Annotated in this window: 22 protein-coding genes and 2 pseudogenes; 17 read left to right on the top strand and 7 right to left on the bottom strand. The window is 36.8% G+C overall.

The features are described from left to right. The first annotated feature begins 15 nt into the window (after positions 1–15). Genes pyrB through pyrE form a run of 8 tightly spaced genes read left to right on the top strand, consistent with a single transcriptional unit; the run spans position 16 to position 9,529 of the window. Positions 16–930, top strand: coding sequence for an aspartate carbamoyltransferase (gene pyrB / locus AAIE21_RS02095; protein ID WP_343265252.1), 915 nt, complete (start codon positions 16–18; stop codon positions 928–930). Further along, a complete protein-coding gene (gene pyrC / locus AAIE21_RS02090; protein WP_343265251.1) occupies positions 914–2,200 on the top strand; it encodes a dihydroorotase in 1,287 nt (428 codons plus the stop codon). Before pyrB ends, pyrC begins: the two co-directional genes overlap by 17 nt. Then, positions 2,197–3,294 (top strand): carbamoyl phosphate synthase small subunit, encoded by a 1,098-nt coding sequence (locus AAIE21_RS02085; RefSeq protein ID WP_343265250.1) that lies wholly within the window; start codon positions 2,197–2,199, stop codon positions 3,292–3,294. The genes pyrC and AAIE21_RS02085 overlap by 4 nt, the downstream gene beginning before the upstream one ends. Further along, the gene (carB, locus tag AAIE21_RS02080) at positions 3,279–6,497 is read left to right on the top strand and encodes a carbamoyl-phosphate synthase large subunit (protein WP_343265249.1); all 3,219 of its coding nucleotides are present in this window, start codon (positions 3,279–3,281) and stop codon (positions 6,495–6,497) included. Before AAIE21_RS02085 ends, carB begins: the two co-directional genes overlap by 16 nt. Further along, positions 6,494–7,273 carry a dihydroorotate oxidase B electron transfer subunit gene (gene pyrK / locus AAIE21_RS02075; protein ID WP_343265248.1) on the top strand — a complete coding sequence of 260 codons (780 nt, stop codon included), beginning with the start codon at positions 6,494–6,496 and terminating at the stop codon, positions 7,271–7,273. The genes carB and pyrK overlap by 4 nt, the downstream gene beginning before the upstream one ends. After that, positions 7,270–8,199: a dihydroorotate oxidase B catalytic subunit gene (pyrD, locus tag AAIE21_RS02070; RefSeq protein ID WP_343265247.1), complete on the top strand. Its 930-nt coding sequence runs from the start codon at positions 7,270–7,272 to the stop codon at positions 8,197–8,199. The genes pyrK and pyrD overlap by 4 nt, the downstream gene beginning before the upstream one ends. Next, positions 8,184–8,900 carry an orotidine-5'-phosphate decarboxylase gene (gene pyrF / locus AAIE21_RS02065; RefSeq protein ID WP_343265246.1) on the top strand — a complete coding sequence of 239 codons (717 nt, stop codon included), beginning with the start codon at positions 8,184–8,186 and terminating at the stop codon, positions 8,898–8,900. Before pyrD ends, pyrF begins: the two co-directional genes overlap by 16 nt. Then, positions 8,897–9,529: an orotate phosphoribosyltransferase gene (pyrE, locus tag AAIE21_RS02060; RefSeq protein WP_343265245.1), complete on the top strand. Its 633-nt coding sequence runs from the start codon at positions 8,897–8,899 to the stop codon at positions 9,527–9,529. Before pyrF ends, pyrE begins: the two co-directional genes overlap by 4 nt. 94 nt (positions 9,530–9,623) lie before the next feature. On the opposite strand, the gene AAIE21_RS02055 is transcribed toward pyrE, so the two are convergent. After that, positions 9,624–10,208, bottom strand: coding sequence for a LysE family transporter (locus AAIE21_RS02055; protein WP_343265244.1), 585 nt, complete (start codon positions 10,206–10,208; stop codon positions 9,624–9,626). A gap of 117 nt (positions 10,209–10,325) precedes the next feature. Between AAIE21_RS02055 and AAIE21_RS02050 the strand changes: the two genes are divergently transcribed. Next, positions 10,326–10,883 carry a helix-turn-helix domain-containing protein gene (locus tag AAIE21_RS02050; RefSeq protein ID WP_343265243.1) on the top strand — a complete coding sequence of 186 codons (558 nt, stop codon included), beginning with the start codon at positions 10,326–10,328 and terminating at the stop codon, positions 10,881–10,883. Between the two features lie 127 nt (positions 10,884–11,010). Here AAIE21_RS02050 and AAIE21_RS02045 read toward each other — a convergent pair whose 3' ends face one another. Continuing rightward, positions 11,011–11,265 carry a YbeF family protein gene (locus AAIE21_RS02045; RefSeq protein WP_343265242.1) on the bottom strand — a complete coding sequence of 85 codons (255 nt, stop codon included), beginning with the start codon at positions 11,263–11,265 and terminating at the stop codon, positions 11,011–11,013. 167 nt (positions 11,266–11,432) lie between these two features. Continuing rightward, positions 11,433–12,338: pseudogene (locus AAIE21_RS02040) on the bottom strand (hypothetical protein); the annotation flags it as partial. A 51-nt stretch (positions 12,339–12,389) separates the two neighbouring features. On the opposite strand from AAIE21_RS02040, the gene AAIE21_RS02035 reads away from it, so the two are divergent. Next, a complete protein-coding gene (locus AAIE21_RS02035) occupies positions 12,390–13,910 on the top strand; it encodes a recombinase family protein (RefSeq protein ID WP_343265241.1) in 1,521 nt (506 codons plus the stop codon). On the opposite strand, the gene AAIE21_RS02030 is transcribed toward AAIE21_RS02035, so the two are convergent. After that, on the bottom strand, positions 13,907–14,032 hold the full coding sequence (locus tag AAIE21_RS02030; RefSeq protein WP_000792136.1) for a hypothetical protein: 126 nt from the start codon (positions 14,030–14,032) through the stop codon (positions 13,907–13,909). The genes AAIE21_RS02035 and AAIE21_RS02030 overlap by 4 nt on opposite strands. Before the next feature lie 373 nt (positions 14,033–14,405). On the opposite strand from AAIE21_RS02030, the gene AAIE21_RS02025 reads away from it, so the two are divergent. Genes AAIE21_RS02025 through AAIE21_RS02005 form a run of 5 tightly spaced genes read left to right on the top strand, consistent with a single transcriptional unit; the run spans position 14,406 to position 16,467 of the window. Then, a complete protein-coding gene (locus AAIE21_RS02025; RefSeq protein ID WP_343265240.1) occupies positions 14,406–14,687 on the top strand; it encodes a helix-turn-helix domain-containing protein in 282 nt (93 codons plus the stop codon). A gap of 12 nt (positions 14,688–14,699) precedes the next feature. Then, a complete protein-coding gene (locus AAIE21_RS02020) occupies positions 14,700–15,323 on the top strand; it encodes a hypothetical protein (protein ID WP_343265239.1) in 624 nt (207 codons plus the stop codon). 54 nt (positions 15,324–15,377) lie between these two features. Beyond that, positions 15,378–15,650, top strand: coding sequence for a hypothetical protein (locus AAIE21_RS02015; protein ID WP_343265238.1), 273 nt, complete (start codon positions 15,378–15,380; stop codon positions 15,648–15,650). Positions 15,651–15,685: 35 nt separating this feature from the next. Beyond that, positions 15,686–15,904 (top strand): hypothetical protein, encoded by a 219-nt coding sequence (locus tag AAIE21_RS02010; RefSeq protein WP_065223784.1) that lies wholly within the window; start codon positions 15,686–15,688, stop codon positions 15,902–15,904. A 17-nt stretch (positions 15,905–15,921) separates the two neighbouring features. Beyond that, a complete protein-coding gene (locus AAIE21_RS02005) occupies positions 15,922–16,467 on the top strand; it encodes a helix-turn-helix domain-containing protein (RefSeq protein ID WP_343265237.1) in 546 nt (181 codons plus the stop codon). Here the strand turns inward: AAIE21_RS02005 and AAIE21_RS02000 are convergent. Further along, a complete protein-coding gene (locus AAIE21_RS02000; protein WP_088107571.1) occupies positions 16,464–16,748 on the bottom strand; it encodes a chromosome segregation protein SMC in 285 nt (94 codons plus the stop codon). The genes AAIE21_RS02005 and AAIE21_RS02000 overlap by 4 nt on opposite strands. A gap of 264 nt (positions 16,749–17,012) precedes the next feature. Here AAIE21_RS02000 and AAIE21_RS01995 point away from each other — a divergent pair, with 264 nt between their 5' ends. Then, positions 17,013–17,222 carry a hypothetical protein gene (locus AAIE21_RS01995; protein WP_088107572.1) on the top strand — a complete coding sequence of 70 codons (210 nt, stop codon included), beginning with the start codon at positions 17,013–17,015 and terminating at the stop codon, positions 17,220–17,222. A gap of 443 nt (positions 17,223–17,665) precedes the next feature. Here the strand turns inward: AAIE21_RS01995 and AAIE21_RS01990 are convergent, their stop codons facing one another. Continuing rightward, on the bottom strand, positions 17,666–17,812 hold the full coding sequence (locus AAIE21_RS01990; RefSeq protein WP_343265236.1) for a hypothetical protein: 147 nt from the start codon (positions 17,810–17,812) through the stop codon (positions 17,666–17,668). A 293-nt stretch (positions 17,813–18,105) separates the two neighbouring features. Here AAIE21_RS01990 and AAIE21_RS01985 point away from each other — a divergent pair, with 293 nt between their 5' ends. Beyond that, positions 18,106–18,354 carry a phage minor head protein gene (locus tag AAIE21_RS01985; RefSeq protein ID WP_343265235.1) on the top strand — a complete coding sequence of 83 codons (249 nt, stop codon included), beginning with the start codon at positions 18,106–18,108 and terminating at the stop codon, positions 18,352–18,354. A gap of 1,587 nt (positions 18,355–19,941) precedes the next feature. Here AAIE21_RS01985 and AAIE21_RS01980 read toward each other — a convergent pair. Then, positions 19,942–20,433: pseudogene (locus AAIE21_RS01980) on the bottom strand (hypothetical protein); the annotation flags it as partial. Positions 20,434–20,482: the final 49 nt, after the last annotated feature.

The raw sequence follows: 20,482 nt of genomic DNA, 5'->3' as shown, positions 1-20,482 counted from the left end.
AGATGAGGGATGACAATGAGCCATTTGTTAACGATGAGTGAATTATCGAAGCAAGAGATTTCAGAAATCCTAAAAGACGCAGAAGATTTCGCGAATGGAAAAGAGAGAAAAACAACAGAGCAAACATTTGTAGCAAACTTGTTTTTTGAAAATAGTACGAGAACAAGGTTTAGCTTCGAAGTTGCTGAGAAGAGATTGGGACTCGACGTATTAAACTTCTCAGCGGATGCTTCTAGCGTACAAAAAGGAGAAACGTTATACGATACGATACGAACACTGGAATCAATCGGGACAAAAGCAGTAGTCATCCGCCATCAGCAAGACCGCTACTTCGATGAGCTAAAAGATAAAGTAAATATTCCAATCTTAAATGCTGGCGATGGATGTGGAAATCACCCAACGCAATGTCTGTTAGATCTTCTAACAATTAAACAAGAGTTTGGGAGCTTCGAAGGATTAAAGATTGCCATTGTTGGAGATATCCGTCATAGCCGAGTAGCACGCTCTAATGCTGAAGCATTAGCGAAATTAGGAGCAACAATTTACTTTGCTAGCCCAGAAGAGTGGAAAGATGAAACAAACACATTCGGAACATACAAAAGCTTAGATGAACTTGTTCCAGAAGTTGATGTGATGATGTTACTTCGTGTGCAACATGAGCGTCATGACCATTATGAAACAGACATCATGAAAGAGTATCATGAGCAGCACGGTTTAACAATTGAACGAGAGAAGCGTATGAAACAAGGAAGCATTATTATGCATCCAGCTCCTGTAAACCGCGATGTAGAAATTGCGAGTGAACTTGTTGAGTGTGAGCGTTCTCGCATATTCAAACAGATGGAAAATGGAGTTTACGTAAGAATGGCTGTACTAAAACGCGCATTACCAAATGTATTAGGAGGAATGAAGCATGAATTATTTGTTTAAAAATGGACGTTATCTAAATGAAGAAGGAAACATTGTAGTAACAGATCTTCTCGTACAAGACGGTAAAATTGCGAAAGTAGCAGAAAATATTACGGCAGATAATGCTGAAGTAATCAATATAAACGGAAAATTAATCTCACCTGGATTAGTAGATGTACACGTTCATCTTCGCGAACCAGGTGGTGAGCATAAAGAAACAATTGAAACAGGTACGCTTGCAGCGGCAAAAGGTGGCTTTACAACAATTTGTGCAATGCCAAATACACGCCCAGTACCAGACAGTAAAGAACATATGGAAGACTTGCAAAAGCGAATTAAAGAAAAAGCACATGTAAATGTACTACCATATGGTGCGATTACAGTACGCCAAGCAGGTTCTGAAATGACAGACTTTGAAACATTAAAAGAACTTGGTGCATTCGCGTTTACTGACGATGGAGTAGGCGTACAAGATGCAAGCATGATGCTAGCTGCTATGAAACGTGCAGCAAAATTAAATATGGCAGTCGTTGCACACTGTGAAGAAAATACATTGATTAATAAAGGTTGTGTACATGAAGGGAAGTTTTCTAAGGAACACGGATTAAACGGTATCCCATCAGTATGTGAATCTGTACATATTGCCCGGGACATATTACTTGCAGAAGCAGCAGATTGCCACTATCACGTATGTCACGTAAGTACAAAAGGATCTGTACGAGTGATTCGTGACGCAAAGCGTGCTGGAATTAAAGTAACAGCAGAAGTAACACCGCATCACTTAGTGTTATGTGAAGATGATATCTCATCAGTTGATCCAAACTTTAAAATGAATCCACCGCTTCGAGGAAAAGAAGACCACGAAGCATTAATTGAAGGATTATTAGATGGAACAATCGATATGATCGCAACAGATCATGCACCACATACAGCAGAAGAAAAAGCACAAGGCATTAAAAGAGCACCATTTGGAATTACTGGTTTTGAAACAGCATTCCCATTACTATATACAAACCTTGTAAAAAAAGGAATTATCACATTAGAACAATTGATTCAACTCTTAACAGAAAAGCCAGCAGATACATTTGGTTTAGAAGCAGGTCGTTTGCAAGAAGGAAGAGCGGCGGACATTACAATTATCGATTTAGAACAAGAAGAAGAAATTGACCCAACAACATTCTTATCAAAAGGAAAAAATACGCCATTTGCAGGCTGGAAGTGTCAAGGATGGCCGGTTATGACATTAGTTGGCGGTAAGATCGCATGGCAAAAGGAGAGTGCATTAGTATGAAAAGACAACTTATCTTAGAAGATGGAACAGTATTAATTGGAAAAGGCTTCGGTGGAGAAATCGAAAAATCAGGTGAAGTCGTATTTACAACAGGAATGACAGGATATCAAGAAACATTATCTGATCCATCATACTGCGGTCAAATCGTAACATTTACGTACCCATTAATCGGGAACTACGGAATTAACCGTGACGACTTTGAATCGATTCAGCCATCTGTACACGGCTTAATCGTAAATGAAATTTGTGATCATCCATCGAACTTCCGTAATGAAATTTCATTAGATGAGTATTTAAAAGGAAGAAACATTCCAGGACTTGCAGGAATTGATACAAGAAAATTAACACGAAAAATTCGCCAATATGGAACATTACGCGGACGTCTTTGTAACATGGATGCGGATGTAGAGTACATCGTTAGCCAATTAAAAGCAACTGTCTTTACAGATCATGTGAAACGCGTATCAACAAAAGATCCATATCCAAGTCCAGGCCGTGGTTATCGTGTTGTACTTGTAGACTTCGGAATGAAGCACGGTATTTTGCGCGAGCTAAATAAACGTGATTGTGATGTAATTGTTGTACCTTACAATACAACAGCTGAAGAAATTTTACGCCTTAGCCCAGACGGAATTATGTTAAGTAATGGACCTGGGGATCCAAAAGATGTACCAGAAGCGATTGAAATGTTACAAGGTATCATCGGAAAGGTACCGTTATTCGGAATTTGTCTTGGACATCAATTATTCGCTCTAGCATCTGGTGCGAATACAATCAAATTAAAATTCGGTCATCGTGGTTTGAATCATCCCGTAAAACATGTAGCAACAGGAAAAGTAGCAATTACTTCTCAAAACCATGGCTATGCAGTAGAAGAAGAATCAGTGAAAAGTACAGATCTTGAAATTACACATGTTGCTTTAAATGATGGTACAGTAGAAGGTCTTCGCCATACGAAGTTCCCAGCATTTACAGTGCAATATCATCCAGAAGCATCAGCAGGACCAGAAGATGCAAATGACTTATTTGAAGATTTCTTAGCAATGATTGCAAACTTTAAGAAAGAAGGGGAAGAGTTATGCCAAAACGCCTAGACATTAACACAATTTTAGTAATCGGATCAGGACCAATTGTAATCGGGCAAGCAGCGGAGTTTGATTACTCTGGAACACAAGCTTGTCAATCTCTGAAAGAGGAAGGTTACAAAGTAATCCTTGTTAACTCTAACCCAGCAACAATTATGACAGATACTGCAACAGCAGATAAAGTATATATTGAACCATTAACATTAGAATTTGTAAGCCGTATTATTCGCAAAGAACGTCCAGATGCAATCTTACCGACACTTGGCGGACAAACAGGATTAAACATGGCTGTTGAACTTGCAAAATCAGGCATACTAGAAGAATGCGGAGTTGAAATTTTAGGAACGAAATTATCAGCAATTGAGCAAGCGGAAGATCGTGACCTATTCCGTACATTAATGCAAGAATTAAATGAACCAACACCACCAAGTGTAATCATTCATACGCTTGATGAAGCATATGAATTCGTAAAAGAAATTGGGTATCCAGTAATCGTTCGCCCAGCATTTACACTTGGCGGAACAGGTGGCGGTATTTGCCACGATGAAGAAGAATTAATTGAAATCGTAACAAGCGGTTTAAAACATAGCCCAGTAACACAATGTTTATTAGAAAAAAGTATTGCTGGCTGTAAAGAAATTGAATACGAAGTAATGCGTGATGCAAACGACAACGCGATTGTAGTTTGTAACATGGAAAACATTGATCCAGTTGGTGTGCATACAGGTGATTCTATCGTTGTAGCACCGAGCCAAACATTAAGTGATCGTGAATATCAAATGTTACGTAACACTTCACTAAGAATTATTCGTGCACTAGGAATTGAAGGTGGATGTAACGTTCAGCTTGCACTTGACCCATATAGCTTCCAGTACTATGTAATCGAAGTAAACCCACGTGTAAGTCGTTCATCTGCATTAGCTTCAAAAGCGACAGGGTATCCAATCGCTAAATTAGCAGCGAAAATTGCAGTCGGCTTAACATTAGACGAAATCGTAAACCCAGTAACACAAAAAACATATGCATGTTTCGAACCAGCACTAGACTATGTTGTTTCGAAAATTCCGCGTTGGCCATTTGATAAGTTTGAATCAGCAAACAGAACGCTTGGTACACAGATGAAGGCAACTGGGGAAGTTATGTCTATCGGACGTAACCTAGAAGAATCGTTACTAAAAGCAGTTCGTTCTCTAGAACTTGGTGTTTATCACCTAGAACTAGAGCATTTAAAAGAACTTGATAAAGAAACAATGAAGAAACGTATTATAAAAGCAGATGATGAACGCCTGTTCGTTGTAGCAGAAGCAATTCGTCAAGGTGTAACGAAAGAAGAAATTAACTCATGGTGTGAAATGGACTTCTTCTTCTTACAAAAAGTTGAAAACATCGTAAATATGGAGCGTAAAGTAAAAGCACATGTAGGCGATATGGAAGTATTGCAAGAAGCAAAAGAAATGGGCTTCAGTGATCATTACATTGCATCTACTTGGAACAAAACAGAGCGTGAAATTTACGATATGCGTAAAGAAAATAATATGACGCCAGTATTCAAAATGGTAGATACTTGTGCGGCAGAATTCGAATCTGCAACGCCCTACTACTACAGCACATATGGTGATGAAAATGAATCAATCGTTACAGATCGTAAAAGTGTAGTCGTACTTGGATCTGGTCCAATCCGCATTGGTCAAGGAGTTGAATTTGACTATGCAACAGTTCACTCTGTATGGGCAATTAAAGAAGCTGGATATGAGGCAATCATTGTTAATAACAACCCAGAAACAGTTTCAACAGACTTCAGTATTTCTGACAAATTATACTTTGAGCCACTAACAATCGAAGATGTAATGCACATTATCGATTTAGAAAAGCCAGAAGGTGTTATCGTCCAATTCGGTGGACAAACGGCAATTAATTTAGCTGCTAAATTAGAAGAACACGGTGTGAAAATCTTAGGAACATCACTTGAAGATTTAGACCGTGCAGAAGATCGTGATAAGTTTGAAGCAGCTTTAACCCAGCTTGGTATCCCGCAGCCAGTTGGTAAAACAGCAACAACTGTAGAACAAGCGGTAGCAATTGCTGAAGAAATTGGTTACCCAGTATTAGTAAGACCATCTTACGTACTAGGTGGACGTGCGATGGAAATCGTATATCGTCAAGAAGAACTACTGCACTACATGAAAAATGCGGTTAAAGTTCACGCAGATCATCCAGTATTAATAGACCGTTACATGGTTGGTAAAGAAATTGAAGTAGATGCAATTTCAGACGGTGAGAATGTATTCATTCCAGGTATTATGGAACATATTGAACGCGCTGGAGTTCACTCTGGGGATTCAATTGGAGTATATCCACCACAAAGTTTATCTGAAAAATTAAAAGACCAAATTATTGAACATACAATTGCGCTTGGAAAAGGTTTAAACATTGTTGGATTACTAAATATCCAGTTTGTAGTATTCAAAGATCAAGTGTATGTAATTGAAGTAAATCCACGTGCGAGCCGTACAGTACCATTCTTAAGTAAAATTACAGGCGTACCGATGGCGAATGTTGCAACGAAAGTTATTTTAGGTCAAAACCTTGTAGAACAAGGCTATGGAACTGGCTATCACCCAGAAGAGAAGGAAGTGTACGTGAAAGCTCCGGTATTCTCATTTGCGAAACTACGCTCAGTTGATACAACATTAGGACCTGAAATGAAATCAACAGGGGAAGTAATGGGTAAAGACTTAACACTTGAAAAAGCATTATACAAAGGGCTAGTTGCTTCTGGAATTAACATTCCAACGCACGGATCAGTAATCATCACTGTAGCGGACAAAGATAAAGAAGAAGCGATGGAAATTGCAAAACGTTTCCACGAAATCGGCTATAACTTATTAGCAACAGCGGGAACAGCAAAATCGTTAACAGAGCAAAATATTCCAGTGCAAGTTGTAAATAAAATTGATTCTGAAGACTACAACTTACTTGATATTATCCGTCAAGGAAACGCACAGTTTGTAATCAATACATTAACAAAAGGAAAACAACCAGCGCGTGATGGTTTCCGCATTCGCCGTGAATCAGTAGAAAATGGTGTGGCTTGCTTAACATCACTTGATACAACGAGAGCAATCTTACGAGTATTAGAATCTATGACATTCTCAGCTCATTCAATGAAAGAAATCGCGCCAACGAAGCGTCACGAGGTGGTACATGCATGATGCAAAAGCAAAATATGATCGTCGTTAACCAAACAGAAATCGCAAAAAATATTTACGAATTAGTGCTTCAAGGTGATCTTGTGCAGCAAATGAACGATCCAGGACAGTTTGTACACATTAAGGTAGCAGAGGGCATTACGCCCCTTCTGCGCCGCCCAATTAGTATTTGTAATGTCGATCAAGACAAGAACGAATTTACAATGCTATATCGTGCGGAAGGACAAGGAACAAAAACATTAGCAAAAAGAAAACAAGGTGAACTTGTAGATGTGTTAGGACCACTTGGTCATGGATTTCCTGTAGAAGAAGCGGAATCTGGACAAACGGCTCTATTAGTTGGCGGGGGAATTGGTGTACCACCACTATATGAATTGTCACAGCGTCTTGTAGCAAAGGGAGTACGCGTTATTCACATCTTAGGTTTCCAAACGAAAGAAGTTGTCTTCTATGAAGAGAAATTCGCAGAGCTTGGTGATACGTATGTTGCAACAGTTGATGGTACACACGGTACGAAAGGGTTTGTAACAGATGTAATTGATAGCTATGGAATTGACTTTGACATTCTATATTCATGTGGACCTTTAGCGATGCTTCGTGCATTAGAAGGACGCTATAAAGAGAGAAAAGCCTACATTTCATTAGAAGAACGCATGGGCTGTGGTATTGGAGCTTGTTTCGCATGTGTATGCCACTTACAAGAAGATCCGAGTGGACATTCTTACAAGAAGGTGTGTAGCGACGGACCAGTATTTCCAATCGGGGAGGTTGTACTATGAACAGATTGCAAGTTGAATTACCAGGATTATCATTAAAAAATCCAATTATACCGGCATCTGGATGCTTTGGGTTTGGTCGTGAATATGCACAGTTTTACGATTTAAGTGTACTAGGATCAATCATGATTAAAGCGACGACAGAACAACCACGCTATGGAAATCCAACGCCTCGTGTTGCTGAAACACCGGGCGGAATGCTAAATGCAATCGGACTTCAAAACCCAGGTTTAGAAAAAGTAATGAATTCTGAATTACCATGGTTAGAACAATTTGATCTTCCAATTATTGCGAACGTTGCAGGCTCACAAGCTGAGGATTATGTAACTGTTGCAAAGGAAATTTCTAAAGCGCCTAATGTCCATGCACTAGAATTAAATATTTCTTGTCCAAACGTAAAAACAGGTGGTATCGCCTTTGGTACAAATCCTGAAGTTGCTGCTGATTTAACGAAGCGAGTAAAAGAGGTTTCTGAAGTGCCTGTATACGTGAAGTTGTCACCGAACGTGGCAAACATTGTGGAAATTGCAAAAGCGATTGAAAATGCAGGTGCAGACGGTTTAACGATGATTAATACATTGCTTGGTATGCGTCTAGATTTAAAAACAGCTAAACCGATTTTAGCAAACCGTACAGGCGGATTATCAGGTCCTGCGATTAAGCCAGTAGCAATTCGTATGGTACATGAAGTAAGCCAAGCGGTTAACATTCCAATTATCGGAATGGGTGGTATTGAAACAGCGGAAGATGTAATTGAATTCTTCTACGCTGGCGCAAGCGCAGTTGCAGTTGGTACAGCGAACTTCATTGATCCATTTGTATGTCCGACAATTATTGAAGAGTTACCGGCATTATTAGATGAATTAGGGTTTGATCACATTTCGGAATGTCAAGGAAGGAGCTGGAAGCAAACATGTCACAGTCGTTAATTGTTGCACTAGATTTTCCAGGGAAACAAGAAGTAGAACAATTCTTACACCACTTTGAAGGGGAAGAGTTATTTGTCAAAGTTGGTATGGAGCTATTTTACAAAGAAGGCCCTGCAATTATTACGTACTTAAAAGAAAAAGGACATAAGATTTTTCTAGATTTAAAACTTCATGATATTCCGAACACAGTAAAAAGCGCTATGCGTAGCCTAGCTAGTCTAGATGTTGATATGGTAAATGTTCATGCTGCTGGGGGAAGCAGTATGATGAAATATGCGCTTGAGGGATTAGAGGAAGGTAAGCAAGAAGGAAAAGAGAGACCGATTTGTATTGCAGTTACACAACTAACAAGCACTTCGGAAGCTATGATGAAAAAAGAGATCGGCATTGAGAAAACGTTAGAAGAAGCGGTTGCTCATTATGCAAAATTAACAAAAGAAAGTGGACTTGATGGCGTTGTTTGTTCAACACTTGAAGTTCCAAAATTACGTGAAGTATGCGGAAATGAATTTGTAACAGTAACACCGGGGATTCGTCTGGCAAGTGATGATGTAAATGACCAGGTGCGCGTAGCAACACCGAAACGTGCGAGGGAACTTGGCTCAAGCTACATCGTAGTTGGGCGTAGTATTACAAAAGCAGAAAATCCGCTTGAAGCGTATAGAACAGTAAAACAACAGTGGGAAGGTGTAACAGTATGAAAAAAGAAATCGCATCTCATCTATTAGAAATTGGAGCAGTATTTTTACAACCAAATGATCCATTTACGTGGTCTTCTGGTATGAAATCACCAATTTATTGTGATAATCGTTTAACTTTATCTTATCCAAAAGTACGCCAAGCGATTGCAGCTGGATTAGAAGAGTTAATTAAAGAGCACTTCCCAACTGTAGAAGTTATTGCAGGAACAGCAACTGCTGGTATTGCGCACGCTGCATGGGTAAGCGATCGTATGGATTTACCAATGTGCTACGTACGTAGTAAAGCAAAAGGTCACGGTAAAGGGAACCAAATTGAAGGAAAAGCAGAAAAGGGTCAAAAAGTAGTTGTAGTAGAAGACCTTATTTCAACTGGCGGTAGTGCAATCACTTGTGTAGAAGCACTTCGCGAGGCCGGTTGTGAAGTATTAGGAATCGTATCAATCTTCACATACGAGCTTGAAGCGGGAAAAGAAAAACTAGCAGAAGCAAACGTAGCATCATATTCTTTAAGCGACTACAGCACATTAATTGAAGTAGCAGCAGAAAAAGGTATGATCGGACAAGCTGAAACGAAGAAATTACAAGAATGGCGTAAAAATCCAGCTGATGAGGCTTGGATTACAGCGTAATTATAAAAAAACGACCGCGGGGGGAAACGTGGTCGTTTTTTTATGAGAAACAAATGTGATAGATATATAGGGATTTTTATAATTTCAAAGATATTTACTGTACAAGAATGGATATAGCGCTAAATACTAATAAAACCGCCATGGCGATATTAAATTGTTTCCTATATTGCAATAAAAACTTTTGAAACATTGCTCCAAAGAGGCTCCAACTAAATGTACTCATTAAACCGACTATTCCTAAAAATAAGGAGAAAAGAAGATAACTAGAATATGAATTGTAATAGGGGATAATAAAAGTTGCTACGACGGTAAGTCCAAAAAGAATTCCTTTTGGATTAATAAATTGTAATAAGATACCGATGAAGAAAAGATTTTGATCTCTATCGGCATTTTTTTTAGAATTCCCATGGCTGGTGAGTGTTTTAAAAGCCAAATATAACATATAACCTACACCTAAAAAAGTTAAAGGAGTTTCAATGATTGGCATCGCGTTAGTGAGAATAATATTAAAAATACTACATAATAACGTGAGGACGAAGAATCCAAAACTAACTCCTAAACAAAATTTAAATGTTTCTTTTAGACCATGTTTATTCGCAAATGTCATTGCCATAATATTATTGGGACCTGGAGTAAAACTACTAATAACAACAAATAACAAAAATGAAAATAAAGGCATTGTTAGCCCTCCCTTTTATGGATGTATGTTATAATATCCGAAACGAACACTATAACGTTGTTTGTTTTATTATACATAATGGATGTTATAGTGTAAATGGTATAGGAGTGATTTTTTATGGAAGAAATTCATCTTATTCTTGCTAAAAATTTAAAAGCGATTAGGGAAAAGGAAAAATTAAGTTTAGAAAAAGTCTCTCAATTAAGCGGGGTCAGTAAAGCGATGATTGGGCAAATTGAAAGGGGAGAGTCAAGTCCAACTTTGACGACGATTTGGAAAATAGCTAATGGATTAAAGGTTTCCTTCACTTCTTTAATAAATAATCCGCAGCCTGATACTACAGTTATTTTAAGAAATGAAATTCAAGTATTGTCTGAAGACGGTGGGAGATATAGAGTATATCCTTATTTTCCGTTCCAAGAGGATAGACGCTTCGAAGTATATTCTGTTGAAATTGAAAAAGAAGGAATATTAAATTCTGATTCCCATAAAGAAGGAACGGAGGAATTTATCACCGTTTTTGATGGAGAAGTAACGATTCGCGTAAGTGAGGGTGAGTATCAATTAAAAAGTGGGGATTCTATTAGGTTTAAGGCAGATCGACCACATACATATTATAATTCCGGAGAAGCATTGGCTAGAATGAGTATGACGATATATTATCCAAATGAATAGAAAACGTAAAAAAGTTGACTCCCTTTACGAGTAAAGGGAGTCAACTTTTTGCTTGTATAAGAAGAAATTGAATTACTAAATGTTTAATTTTATTTATCATATTTTTAAAATGATCATATAAAAGATATTAGTGTTTCCCCTCTATAATCTCATATCCTTTTACAAATAATAAAGTCATATAAGAAACGATAAATGAAAAAATGCTATACATGCCGACCCAAAAGAAAAAGGATGGAGGAAATGATATAACTCCTAATATAAGAAAAATAGCAAAGGTTACAATTGGCATCACATAATACGTTCTTGTTTTACGCGTCCCAATTACTGAAACGATAAAAATAAGTAATGGACAAATAAATAAGACGAAAATGAATTCACTCATGGTTATGTCCCCTTTATTGAAGAAGTAATCTGTTTCTCGTAAACGTTGTGAAATAATTGTTCTCCTAATATAGTTTTCGACAGGTGGTTTGAAATCCCTTTTTAAAAATCAGTATATTTCAACAATTTACAAAAGAAAACCGTAAGCAAAGAAAATCTCGCCTACGGTTATAAAAGAAACATCGCTACAATGGTAGTGACAATTAACCCGATTATAACTGGTAAAAAGTTTCGTCTAGCGAGCTCGAATGGATCTACTTTACAAATTGCCGCAGCCGGGATAAGCGCCCAAGGAATTAAGGTGCCGCCTCCAGTCCAAATGGCAGCTACTTGCCCGAGTGCTGTTAATGTAGCTGTTCCGTGTCCAAGTGTTGTTCCGAAAAGATTTGCGATAGAGCCGGCAAGAGAAAGGCCAGAGAAGCCAGATCCGTCTAAACCTGTAATAACACCAACACCGGTTAACGTAATGGCAGAGACATATTGATTAAGAGGGACAGCTTGTGATAGAGCGATACCTAAATCGTTAATGATTCCATGTGACCCTTTTGGTAAATAATCTCCAATGATTTTGACAAAACCGCTGTCTCCTAAGTAAAAGAGTGCGGCAATGGGGATGACAGGACCGAAAATTTTGAAGCCGAATTGGAGGCCTTCAATGAAATAATCAGTTGTTTTATCAAGCCCCTTTTCTCTATATGCAATAAGGGAAATGATAATAATCATGACAACCGTTGTACCACCGATAAGTGCTGTTGCATCGCTGCCTTGTAATTGAAACTGGATCATACAAAGAATATCAATGGCATAAATGATAGGAATACAAATGGCGAGCCACTTTTTTGTGCGAGGGGAAAGAGACGTGAGAGTTTTGGGTGAAATAGTTGCTTCTACATGACTTGTAGGAAATGAAACTGTTTGAAATTCTTTTCGTAATAAGAAAAAAGCAACAGTAGTTGTAACGACTCCCATTACGATAACGAGAGGAATGCTAGCAGAAACAACGCTAGAAACGGGAAGGCCGGCAGCGTCTGCAGTTAGCTTTGGAGCACCTTGGATGACAAAATCACCAGATAAAGTATGTTATTATAATGTATATAAATACTTATTAAATGAGGTGAAACGCAATTGTATAAACCGTTCTCACAGGCAGACTATAAGCCCTCTGATAAGCCTAAAGCCCTGTATATAAGGAAGTCAAAGAAGAGTCAAGGCAAGACTGAGATAGAAACAATTGAAAGCCATTTAAAGCGTTTAACGGACTTCTGCAAAGATCAAGGCTGGAACAACTACGTGATTTATAATGATTATGTTGCAAAGTCGACGGACATAAATAGAATTGAATACAATAAAATGCTGAGTGCTTGTTTAGATGGAAAGCACGATTTAATCGTTGTTGTGGAAGAATCAAGGTTATATCGTACAGTAAATGAACAGACGAATGTGTATGAAGAATTAAAGGGAACTGACATAGCTATCCTTTCCATACGTGAAGGCTACATCTTCCCTAATGATAGAAATCAGTTTCTAACTAATATCATTCGTGGTGCTATGAATCAGCAAGAACTTGAAAACTTTGCTTATAGGATGAATGTAAAGGTTTTAGCAAGTGCGAAGGAAGGTAAATATGTCAATAAGCTACCTTTCGGTTATTTCAAAGATAAGGACAAACTGACACCACACCCTATTGAAAGCAAGACGTTTAGGTTTATTGTAGACAAAGTATTAGAAGGATATGTAATAGCTGAAATCATTGGGCAACTTAACCAACTAGGGTATACCACAAAATCTAATAAGAAATGGAAAGACGTAGGTACAATTACAAGGATGTTGGCTAATCGTGTTTACTTAGGTGAAAGCCACTATTACAGTAAGATGTTTGATGAAGATGTTATAGTGCGTGATACACATCCAGCATTATTAACTATTGAAGAATTTCAAAAAATAAGTAACATGATTCGTTCACGTAGCAGGAACCCACAAGGTATTAGGTATACTAAAATCAATACAGTGCTGGATAGATTAGTTGTATGTGGAATATGCGGTAATAGGTTACCAATTCATAAATCATGGACTAATAAAGAAGGGGTTACATCTTATCAGGTGGGTAAATGCCAAAAGGTTATGGGTGAATACAATGAGAAGAAATGTCCTAATAAATCGATTTCATTGAAGGAACTACTTCCCCACTTTTATATTGCTATTGAAAGCTATAAGGATTCATTAAGAGAAGAAATAGAAAGTGTGGAAATAGATACAACCAGTGATATGAAAATTAAAGTCATGGAACAAATAAAGGATATATCAAAACGTATAGCTGAAATACAAACTGAAATACAAAACGCTAAAAGCTATTTAATCAAAGGAGTTTTATCTGAAGCAGATTATGTAGGATTAGTACCACCCTTAGAGAAGGATTTAAAGGATTTAAATGTGGCACTAGAAGATAATGAACGACTACTTGCTAGTTTGACTGACTATGATAGAAGTGCAGTTATTCAAAACGCTGTTGATTCGCTAAGTAACATTGAAAACGAAGGCATTGAAAATCAGAATAGGGTATATAGACTACTGTTTGAACATCTAGAACTTGTAAATACAGTGAATGAATTTGAAATAAGACTAAAAGAAAAAGACGTCTCCAATTAGGAAACGTCTTTCTTTGTTTCTATGTTAGGCTGAGATAATTTCACGATTGTTTCAGCTACTTGTTTATAGTTAGGATTAGTGGCTTTAATGATTGTTACTTTAGGTATACGTTTATTTTTCATAAACACATCACCCCATGTAAGCCATGGTATTCAGATTGATTTTTTTGGTTACTTAATAATCCATTATTTCCTTCCGTTTTTCTACTTCTACTTACATCTTTCATCTGTACTAGCACCTCACTGAATTTGTGTTTTCATAGAGGTACTTGCAAATACAGAATGAAATAGGACATTGATTTTGAAAATAAATTTTAAAACTTGCTTTAATTACCTGTTACAAACCTAGTCCTCAGAGACTTAAAGGCAGGGAAATCTATTGAGGTTTCCTACGGTGAATAATTTCCCTTTTCGAGGTGTGGCTTAATTGCTACGCCTTTTTTAATTTGTCGTGACTTCTCAAAATGAGAACTTAAAAGAAATTGAGGTGAAATAAATGATTGGTGTAAATACAGACAGCTTGCCTCATGAACGCAAGGTATCTTATCAAATGATTAAGTACCTACGTTTATGCAGGAACATGACTCAAGAACAGTTTGGTGAGGCTTGCAAGCTGGATAGAAGCACACTTGCGAAACTTGAAAGAAATGAACTACCTTTATCGCCACTATATCAATCAAAGATCATGGACGGTATTCATGCATTAAATATTAGCGAACTTGAATTGCTATCAGTAAAACGAATTGTAGAACTAAAACAAAACAGAGGTATCAACTAAGGAGGAAATTACATGTTAAAAATTGACCGTAAAGCAGTAGATAAAGCTATTGAGGAAATGGAACTATTTACAGCTACAAAGGAAGTAATTGCAAGTTATGAAGCAGAGAAAGAAGCATTGGTGAAACGTGGTGACGTGTTAACAGAGAGATTAGCACAGTTACAGGAACAACATACTCAAACTTTAATTGACCGAGAAGTCGCAAATGACAATCCGTCTGACTACATTTATCTTTCAGCACAGCTAACTAAATTAGACAGTGAGGCAAAGGTGCTACTTCCACTACAAGACCAGTTAAAAGAAGATCTGACAGCCCTAAAACAAAAGTACATGCCACTTATTCGAGAAACTTACATTAAAGACTCAGCAACAAGACATAAACATTTTAATGTCAGTGAAACAGTAGCTTATGTCAGAGACGAATTAAAACAAGCTATCTCAGACTATGAAAAAGAGATCCACAAACAAGACCAACAGGTAATGCCTGTTATTTATGATGATTTTCTGGACGACTCAGAACTAATGAATGAAAGCTGGGACAACCCTGATAGACGTATGAAGGCACTCGCATTTAAACGTACCTTTGAATTCGATAGAAACAACTTACTGTATGACAAGGAAATTAGATTGAAATAGAAAGGAAGCTAAATAAATGAACTTAGCTTAACTAGCATTGTAAAACAAGATGTAATGGCAGAACTGAGACAAGGGAATACGGAGGTATTGAAGGGGTTACCACCAGTTCTAGCTATGCAATATGGACTGGCGTTACAGCATGAAGCAGGGAACTATATTGAGAAATCAAAGGTAAATGATAAAGAACTAAATGAGACCATGATTAACCGACTACAAGATAGCGGTGTGAAAGAACGTCTTATTAAAGAAATTGAAGCAGAAGAGAAGGCACACGCTGACAAGGTAGCAATAGCAAATCAAATTACAAAAGAGGTCACTGGTGAATAGCTAGTGATCTTTTTTTATTTAAGGAGATAGAAACAATGGCTTATTACGAGAAAGAAGAACAAGAAACTGTAATTGTGTATGAACATTCCTCAAAATTGTGGGATATCTACACGACTGTACCAAAGCACATTAAACGGTTAGAAAACAGCCCTATAGCTTCGGTTTTTAGGATTGAAAAAGATAGTGAAGGTAAAACCATTGCCTTGCGTGTAAAGGTTGCAAAACTGCCATCTAGCTACATTTTTAATAAGTAAAATAAGGAGGAACTATTATGGCAAATTCTAAAACAAAACAACGTAAGAAGAGAATGAAAAAACAAATGAAGAAACAGCTACAAAATCGAGTTAAAGAAACACCAATTGTTGGTATGACTTTCAGAGAAATAGAAGATAGGAGAGTTAAAGAACAAACTGATTTACACAAGGCAAAGGAAAATGAGGGACTAGAAAGAACAGCCCTATATCAGGAAGCATTAAATAAGAAGTATGGCGGTGCTGTCACAGTAAAAGAGAAGTTCATTAACCCTCGTGCTTCCCTTATTCATCATTGTAGTGAATGTCATAAAGAATGGTATGCACGTCCTATGTGGTTACTTACAAAAGAGAATCAAAAGCATGTTTGTGGATTAGACCCTGTTCGAATGAGTGAAGGTACAAGGAAGAAAAATAGAACATTAACAGAAATGGACAAGATTAAAATGTATGACATGGCTGAAAAAGGCATGAGTCAACCAAAGATCGCCACAACATTAGGGATTTCAAAATCAACTGTATCAAAATATCTAAAACAAATGGAGGAAAGCCGAGTTCTAATCTAATGAACTTGCTTTCCATTTTTCTTTATCTGTTTTACTTCTTTAATTTCAGCCAATCCCTTGTGAATATCCGCAAACCCTTGTTCGAATGTAGCTTGTATCCCTTTATTTACACTCTTTAAATCGTCCAATTTACTTTCTACTGATTTTGAGGTTTCCCCATTTAAATTATCCATTTTACTGTCCGACCTATCTAAACTATCCTCTATACTAGCTAACTTAGTATCCATTTCTTTTAGCTTTTCTAGTATCTGTTTTGCTAGTTCCTTCTCATTTTCTGTCATAGCAGTTAGCCTCCTGAAATTTTTTTAGAACCCGTCGCAAAATTATTTTTTTAGAATGGGTTATTTGATTATAGCAAAAAATTTAAAGACATTCATTTTCTATAAAGCTGTACAGCGAATCGAGTAATATAATTACCTTTCTAGTTAAAAGTTACTTCTTAGCAACATTTGAAATATACCCAGTGGAAAATCAAAAAACAATGTAATAAAAGGATTTTTTCTTGTATTATCGAAATCTATATTTTAGAAAGGTGGTGAAAAAAAATGACATTAGAATCCCCTCAGCAAATGTTAATGAACACGTACAATTCAGCAATTACTTATTCTTTAGAATTACTTGAAGATGAGGATACACCTGAGGAACTACTTGTTTTAGTCAAAGAGTTTCTGCAACAAGCAGAACAAGTAAACAAAGTTGTGAATAATAGGGAAGCGGCTAGTTCCTTATTAAAAGAACTAAAAGTAATTGGATAACATAAACCTTCTAAGGTCTTTTTCTAATCGTGAAAGAGACCTTTTAAAAAACAAATACTATTTTTACCATCCGTTATTTTTAGAGAGACGAATAATCAGTCCCCGAAAAGTTCTTGAAAAAACTGGTGAATTTTTTTACAAGGTTCAACATGAACCGCTAAAGAAAAAAACATAACCACCCCTCTTACATATAACGCTGTACAGCAAAGTTAATGGGTATTAGTACGTTAAACACTACCTTAATTGCCTCAGAATGCGAATCTCGGTTACTCATGTTACAAAAAGGTCTTGAAAAATCAGGTGTACAAGGTAAGTACCAGATACACTATAAGGAAAGGGTGCCTTCCCGTGGTATACCCCACTAGTATATCTATATAAAAAAATATAATGAGTGTCGCCAATCATCGTCGCGTCTCCCACCGCCTCGCCATAGTTCCTTCTTTTCATTCTTTCTTTTCTACTTCATTCGATTTCATTTTTGTCATTCTTGTTCTGATCTGTTCATTCAGTCGTTGCGATTCCGTCCGTATCCTCGCGACTGTCATTGCGATTGTAGTTGCGGTTACTATTGCCAGTCCAGTGCCATGCACCCAGCACCGCACCTTACTACTATCACTATTCTACTGGTGTATGTAGCGGTGTAATGGTGATGAATAGTAGTATATATACCAGCCTATTACATGAGTCTTAGTAAAGGTTGGTTTTCAATCTTTACTTTTGATAGGTGACTTTTGATTGAGGGCTACCCCTTGTTATTGCGTTACAAAACAGCCTCTCTCATAAATGTTCACTAGTGATAATTTCCATAAAAAACTGTGTATCACCAAAATTGAGTTTATAATAGTTTAAGAACATAAAAAATTGAAGAAGTGGGGGATTTGTAATGGCATACGATAAGTACAAAATGGCAAAGGACAAACTTGATAAAGCATTAAAAGGAAATTCAGCAGGTATCCTAATGTCATTTACGGTAAATACATTAGAAGATGAAAGAGTTCGTCCTAAATGTGCGGAATTTGAAGGCTATACCTCGAATGTTTCAAATGCTGTAATAGGTGTGAATCACCCACCTTTCGATGAAGAATGTCGTTGCTTTGCTACTTATCAAATTGAAGGCATACGAAAAAAATAAGATCACTAGAATATCATTATTAAGAAGACATGCCTTTTACGGTATGTTTTTTTATTCTGTAATCATCAGTGATTATATTTTAATGTAACAACATACATGAAATTATCTCTAAGATAGAGGAATAGCATTTGAATGTTTATACATTAACAACTACCTATAACATTGGTTATGTAAATAAGATAGGTTAAAAATCATTGATACAGCTGGATTTCTTAGTTTACCCTATAAAAGTGGTATACGGTATTTTATACATTGTTGATTTAAAGGGGTTTTTCAGTGGTTGCATTAGTAGTTATTGATTAAAAAACTGTATAAAAAGCTGTATATTTTAGGCGACCATATTTTATCATTTAAACAGCAAAGGAAGGGGAGACAACATTCCTCCTTATTTATGCACTAAAAAAGTTTGGCTGGACTGTCTGTATAAAGGGCAACCAAGCGGTAAAATTACATTTTGCACATCTAGGCACAATCACGATGTTGTCATATCAACGTCATATCAACGTTTGTAGCGGATTTTTTAGGATGTGCTATCCTATCACCTCACACCATATTTACCCCCTCTAACAGCCTTGTACAGCGTTTTTATTTTTGAATGGCCTCCTAATCATCCTTTACATTATTGGGTAAAACTAGTATAATTATAGGGAACTTTAGATAAGAAGTGGGTTCTGCTTCGGCGGTAATCCAACCCCTTCTAAAGGGTGAAACAAAATGGAAATCAAGATGTCTCTACGAATCAAAATTTCAAGTGAGGGTGTCACACTTGTTGTGGCTTTAATTAACCTTGCGGTAGCGTTGCTTAGTCTGTAAAGACTAGGCTTTTCTACTTTTATAAGGTAAATCACAAGACGGTGTGATTATTAAATTACATAAAACCAGTCATATCAACGGTTTATTATTTTAGTAAATCACGTCAGTTTGGTACTTGTGATTAACAACCTTTGAAAACCCAGTAATATCAGTACTTCACAACATTTAATAATCACAACAAAGTACCTGATTTAAGGACTTTAAAAATATGATTAACCGATACTATAAATCCACTCAGGCTTGAAATTAAAGTTATAATTATCGGACAACTCCCAAAACCATTGATACACTTGCTTTCATAGTTTCTTTCAAAAATCAGATAATTACAACATAAATTATTCACCTGTAAATGGGTACTAGTTGCCACCTATATAATTAAGAAATACTGATAATAAACTATAACAGTAATAAAGATAAAACATTACCTCACTTCGTTCGGTGCTTCGCACTAAATAACTACTATCTCTATTGATAGCTAGTAAATAATAGTTATAGTTATTAGTTTAAGATATGCACGAATGAAGCGTAAGCGTAATGAGTGGTGTAAGCAATAATAATTTAATTAAATATTGTCACCAGTAATAGCTGGTGTTATAGGTACTAAGTTAATATCCTTTAACAGTGTATCTCTTTTCCCTCTAATGGCATAATAGCTGTTAGAGGTTTTTCTGTTTGTTCATTTTTATATATAGAAAAAAAACTGTCAGGCGTTGACCTAACAGCTGAAATTTCATCATACGCCCTTTTAAAAAATACTTTATATTAAGAAGTTTTATCACCTGATAAGGCAATACCATGACCAAATAAATTCATAGCAATTGCTACACCGATTGCGGGAAGACCAACACGAACGGCAACAGGTAACAAAATTGCTCCCATTAAAGCAACGGCAGGGGAGGGCCAAAAGAAGAAGGAAATGGTCATCATTAAGAGACCAATAATCCAGTAAGCAAGAGTGGGGGTACGAATCATTTTTGTAAATGGTGAAATCATTGTATCGTTTATCCCGGTATGCACGAGTAAATTGCTCATCGATACAATAATAGAGATAATTAAAATCGTTGGCAGTAGTTCAGTAATGGCGTAGATAAAACTTTGAAAAATCCCGCTAACAGCAAGAGGAATGGAATGTGTTGCAGTTAGACCTAATAGAAAGATAAAAATGCTGCATATGATTGTCGTATCTTTTCGAAGAATAAAAAAGGTGATAATGGTAAGTAAACAAAGAATATAGAGGGCGTGCAGAATTGTCAATTCTACTCCCATTATGCTCACATCCTTTAGGCGTTTGTGTAGTTTAGTGTATGAAGAGATT

This window comes from Paenibacillus sp. 102 (assembly GCF_039549175.1).
In the GTDB taxonomy this organism is placed as follows: Bacteria; Bacillota; Bacilli; order Bacillales; family Bacillaceae_G; genus Bacillus_A.
This window is presented reverse-complemented; position numbering and strand designations above follow the sequence as displayed.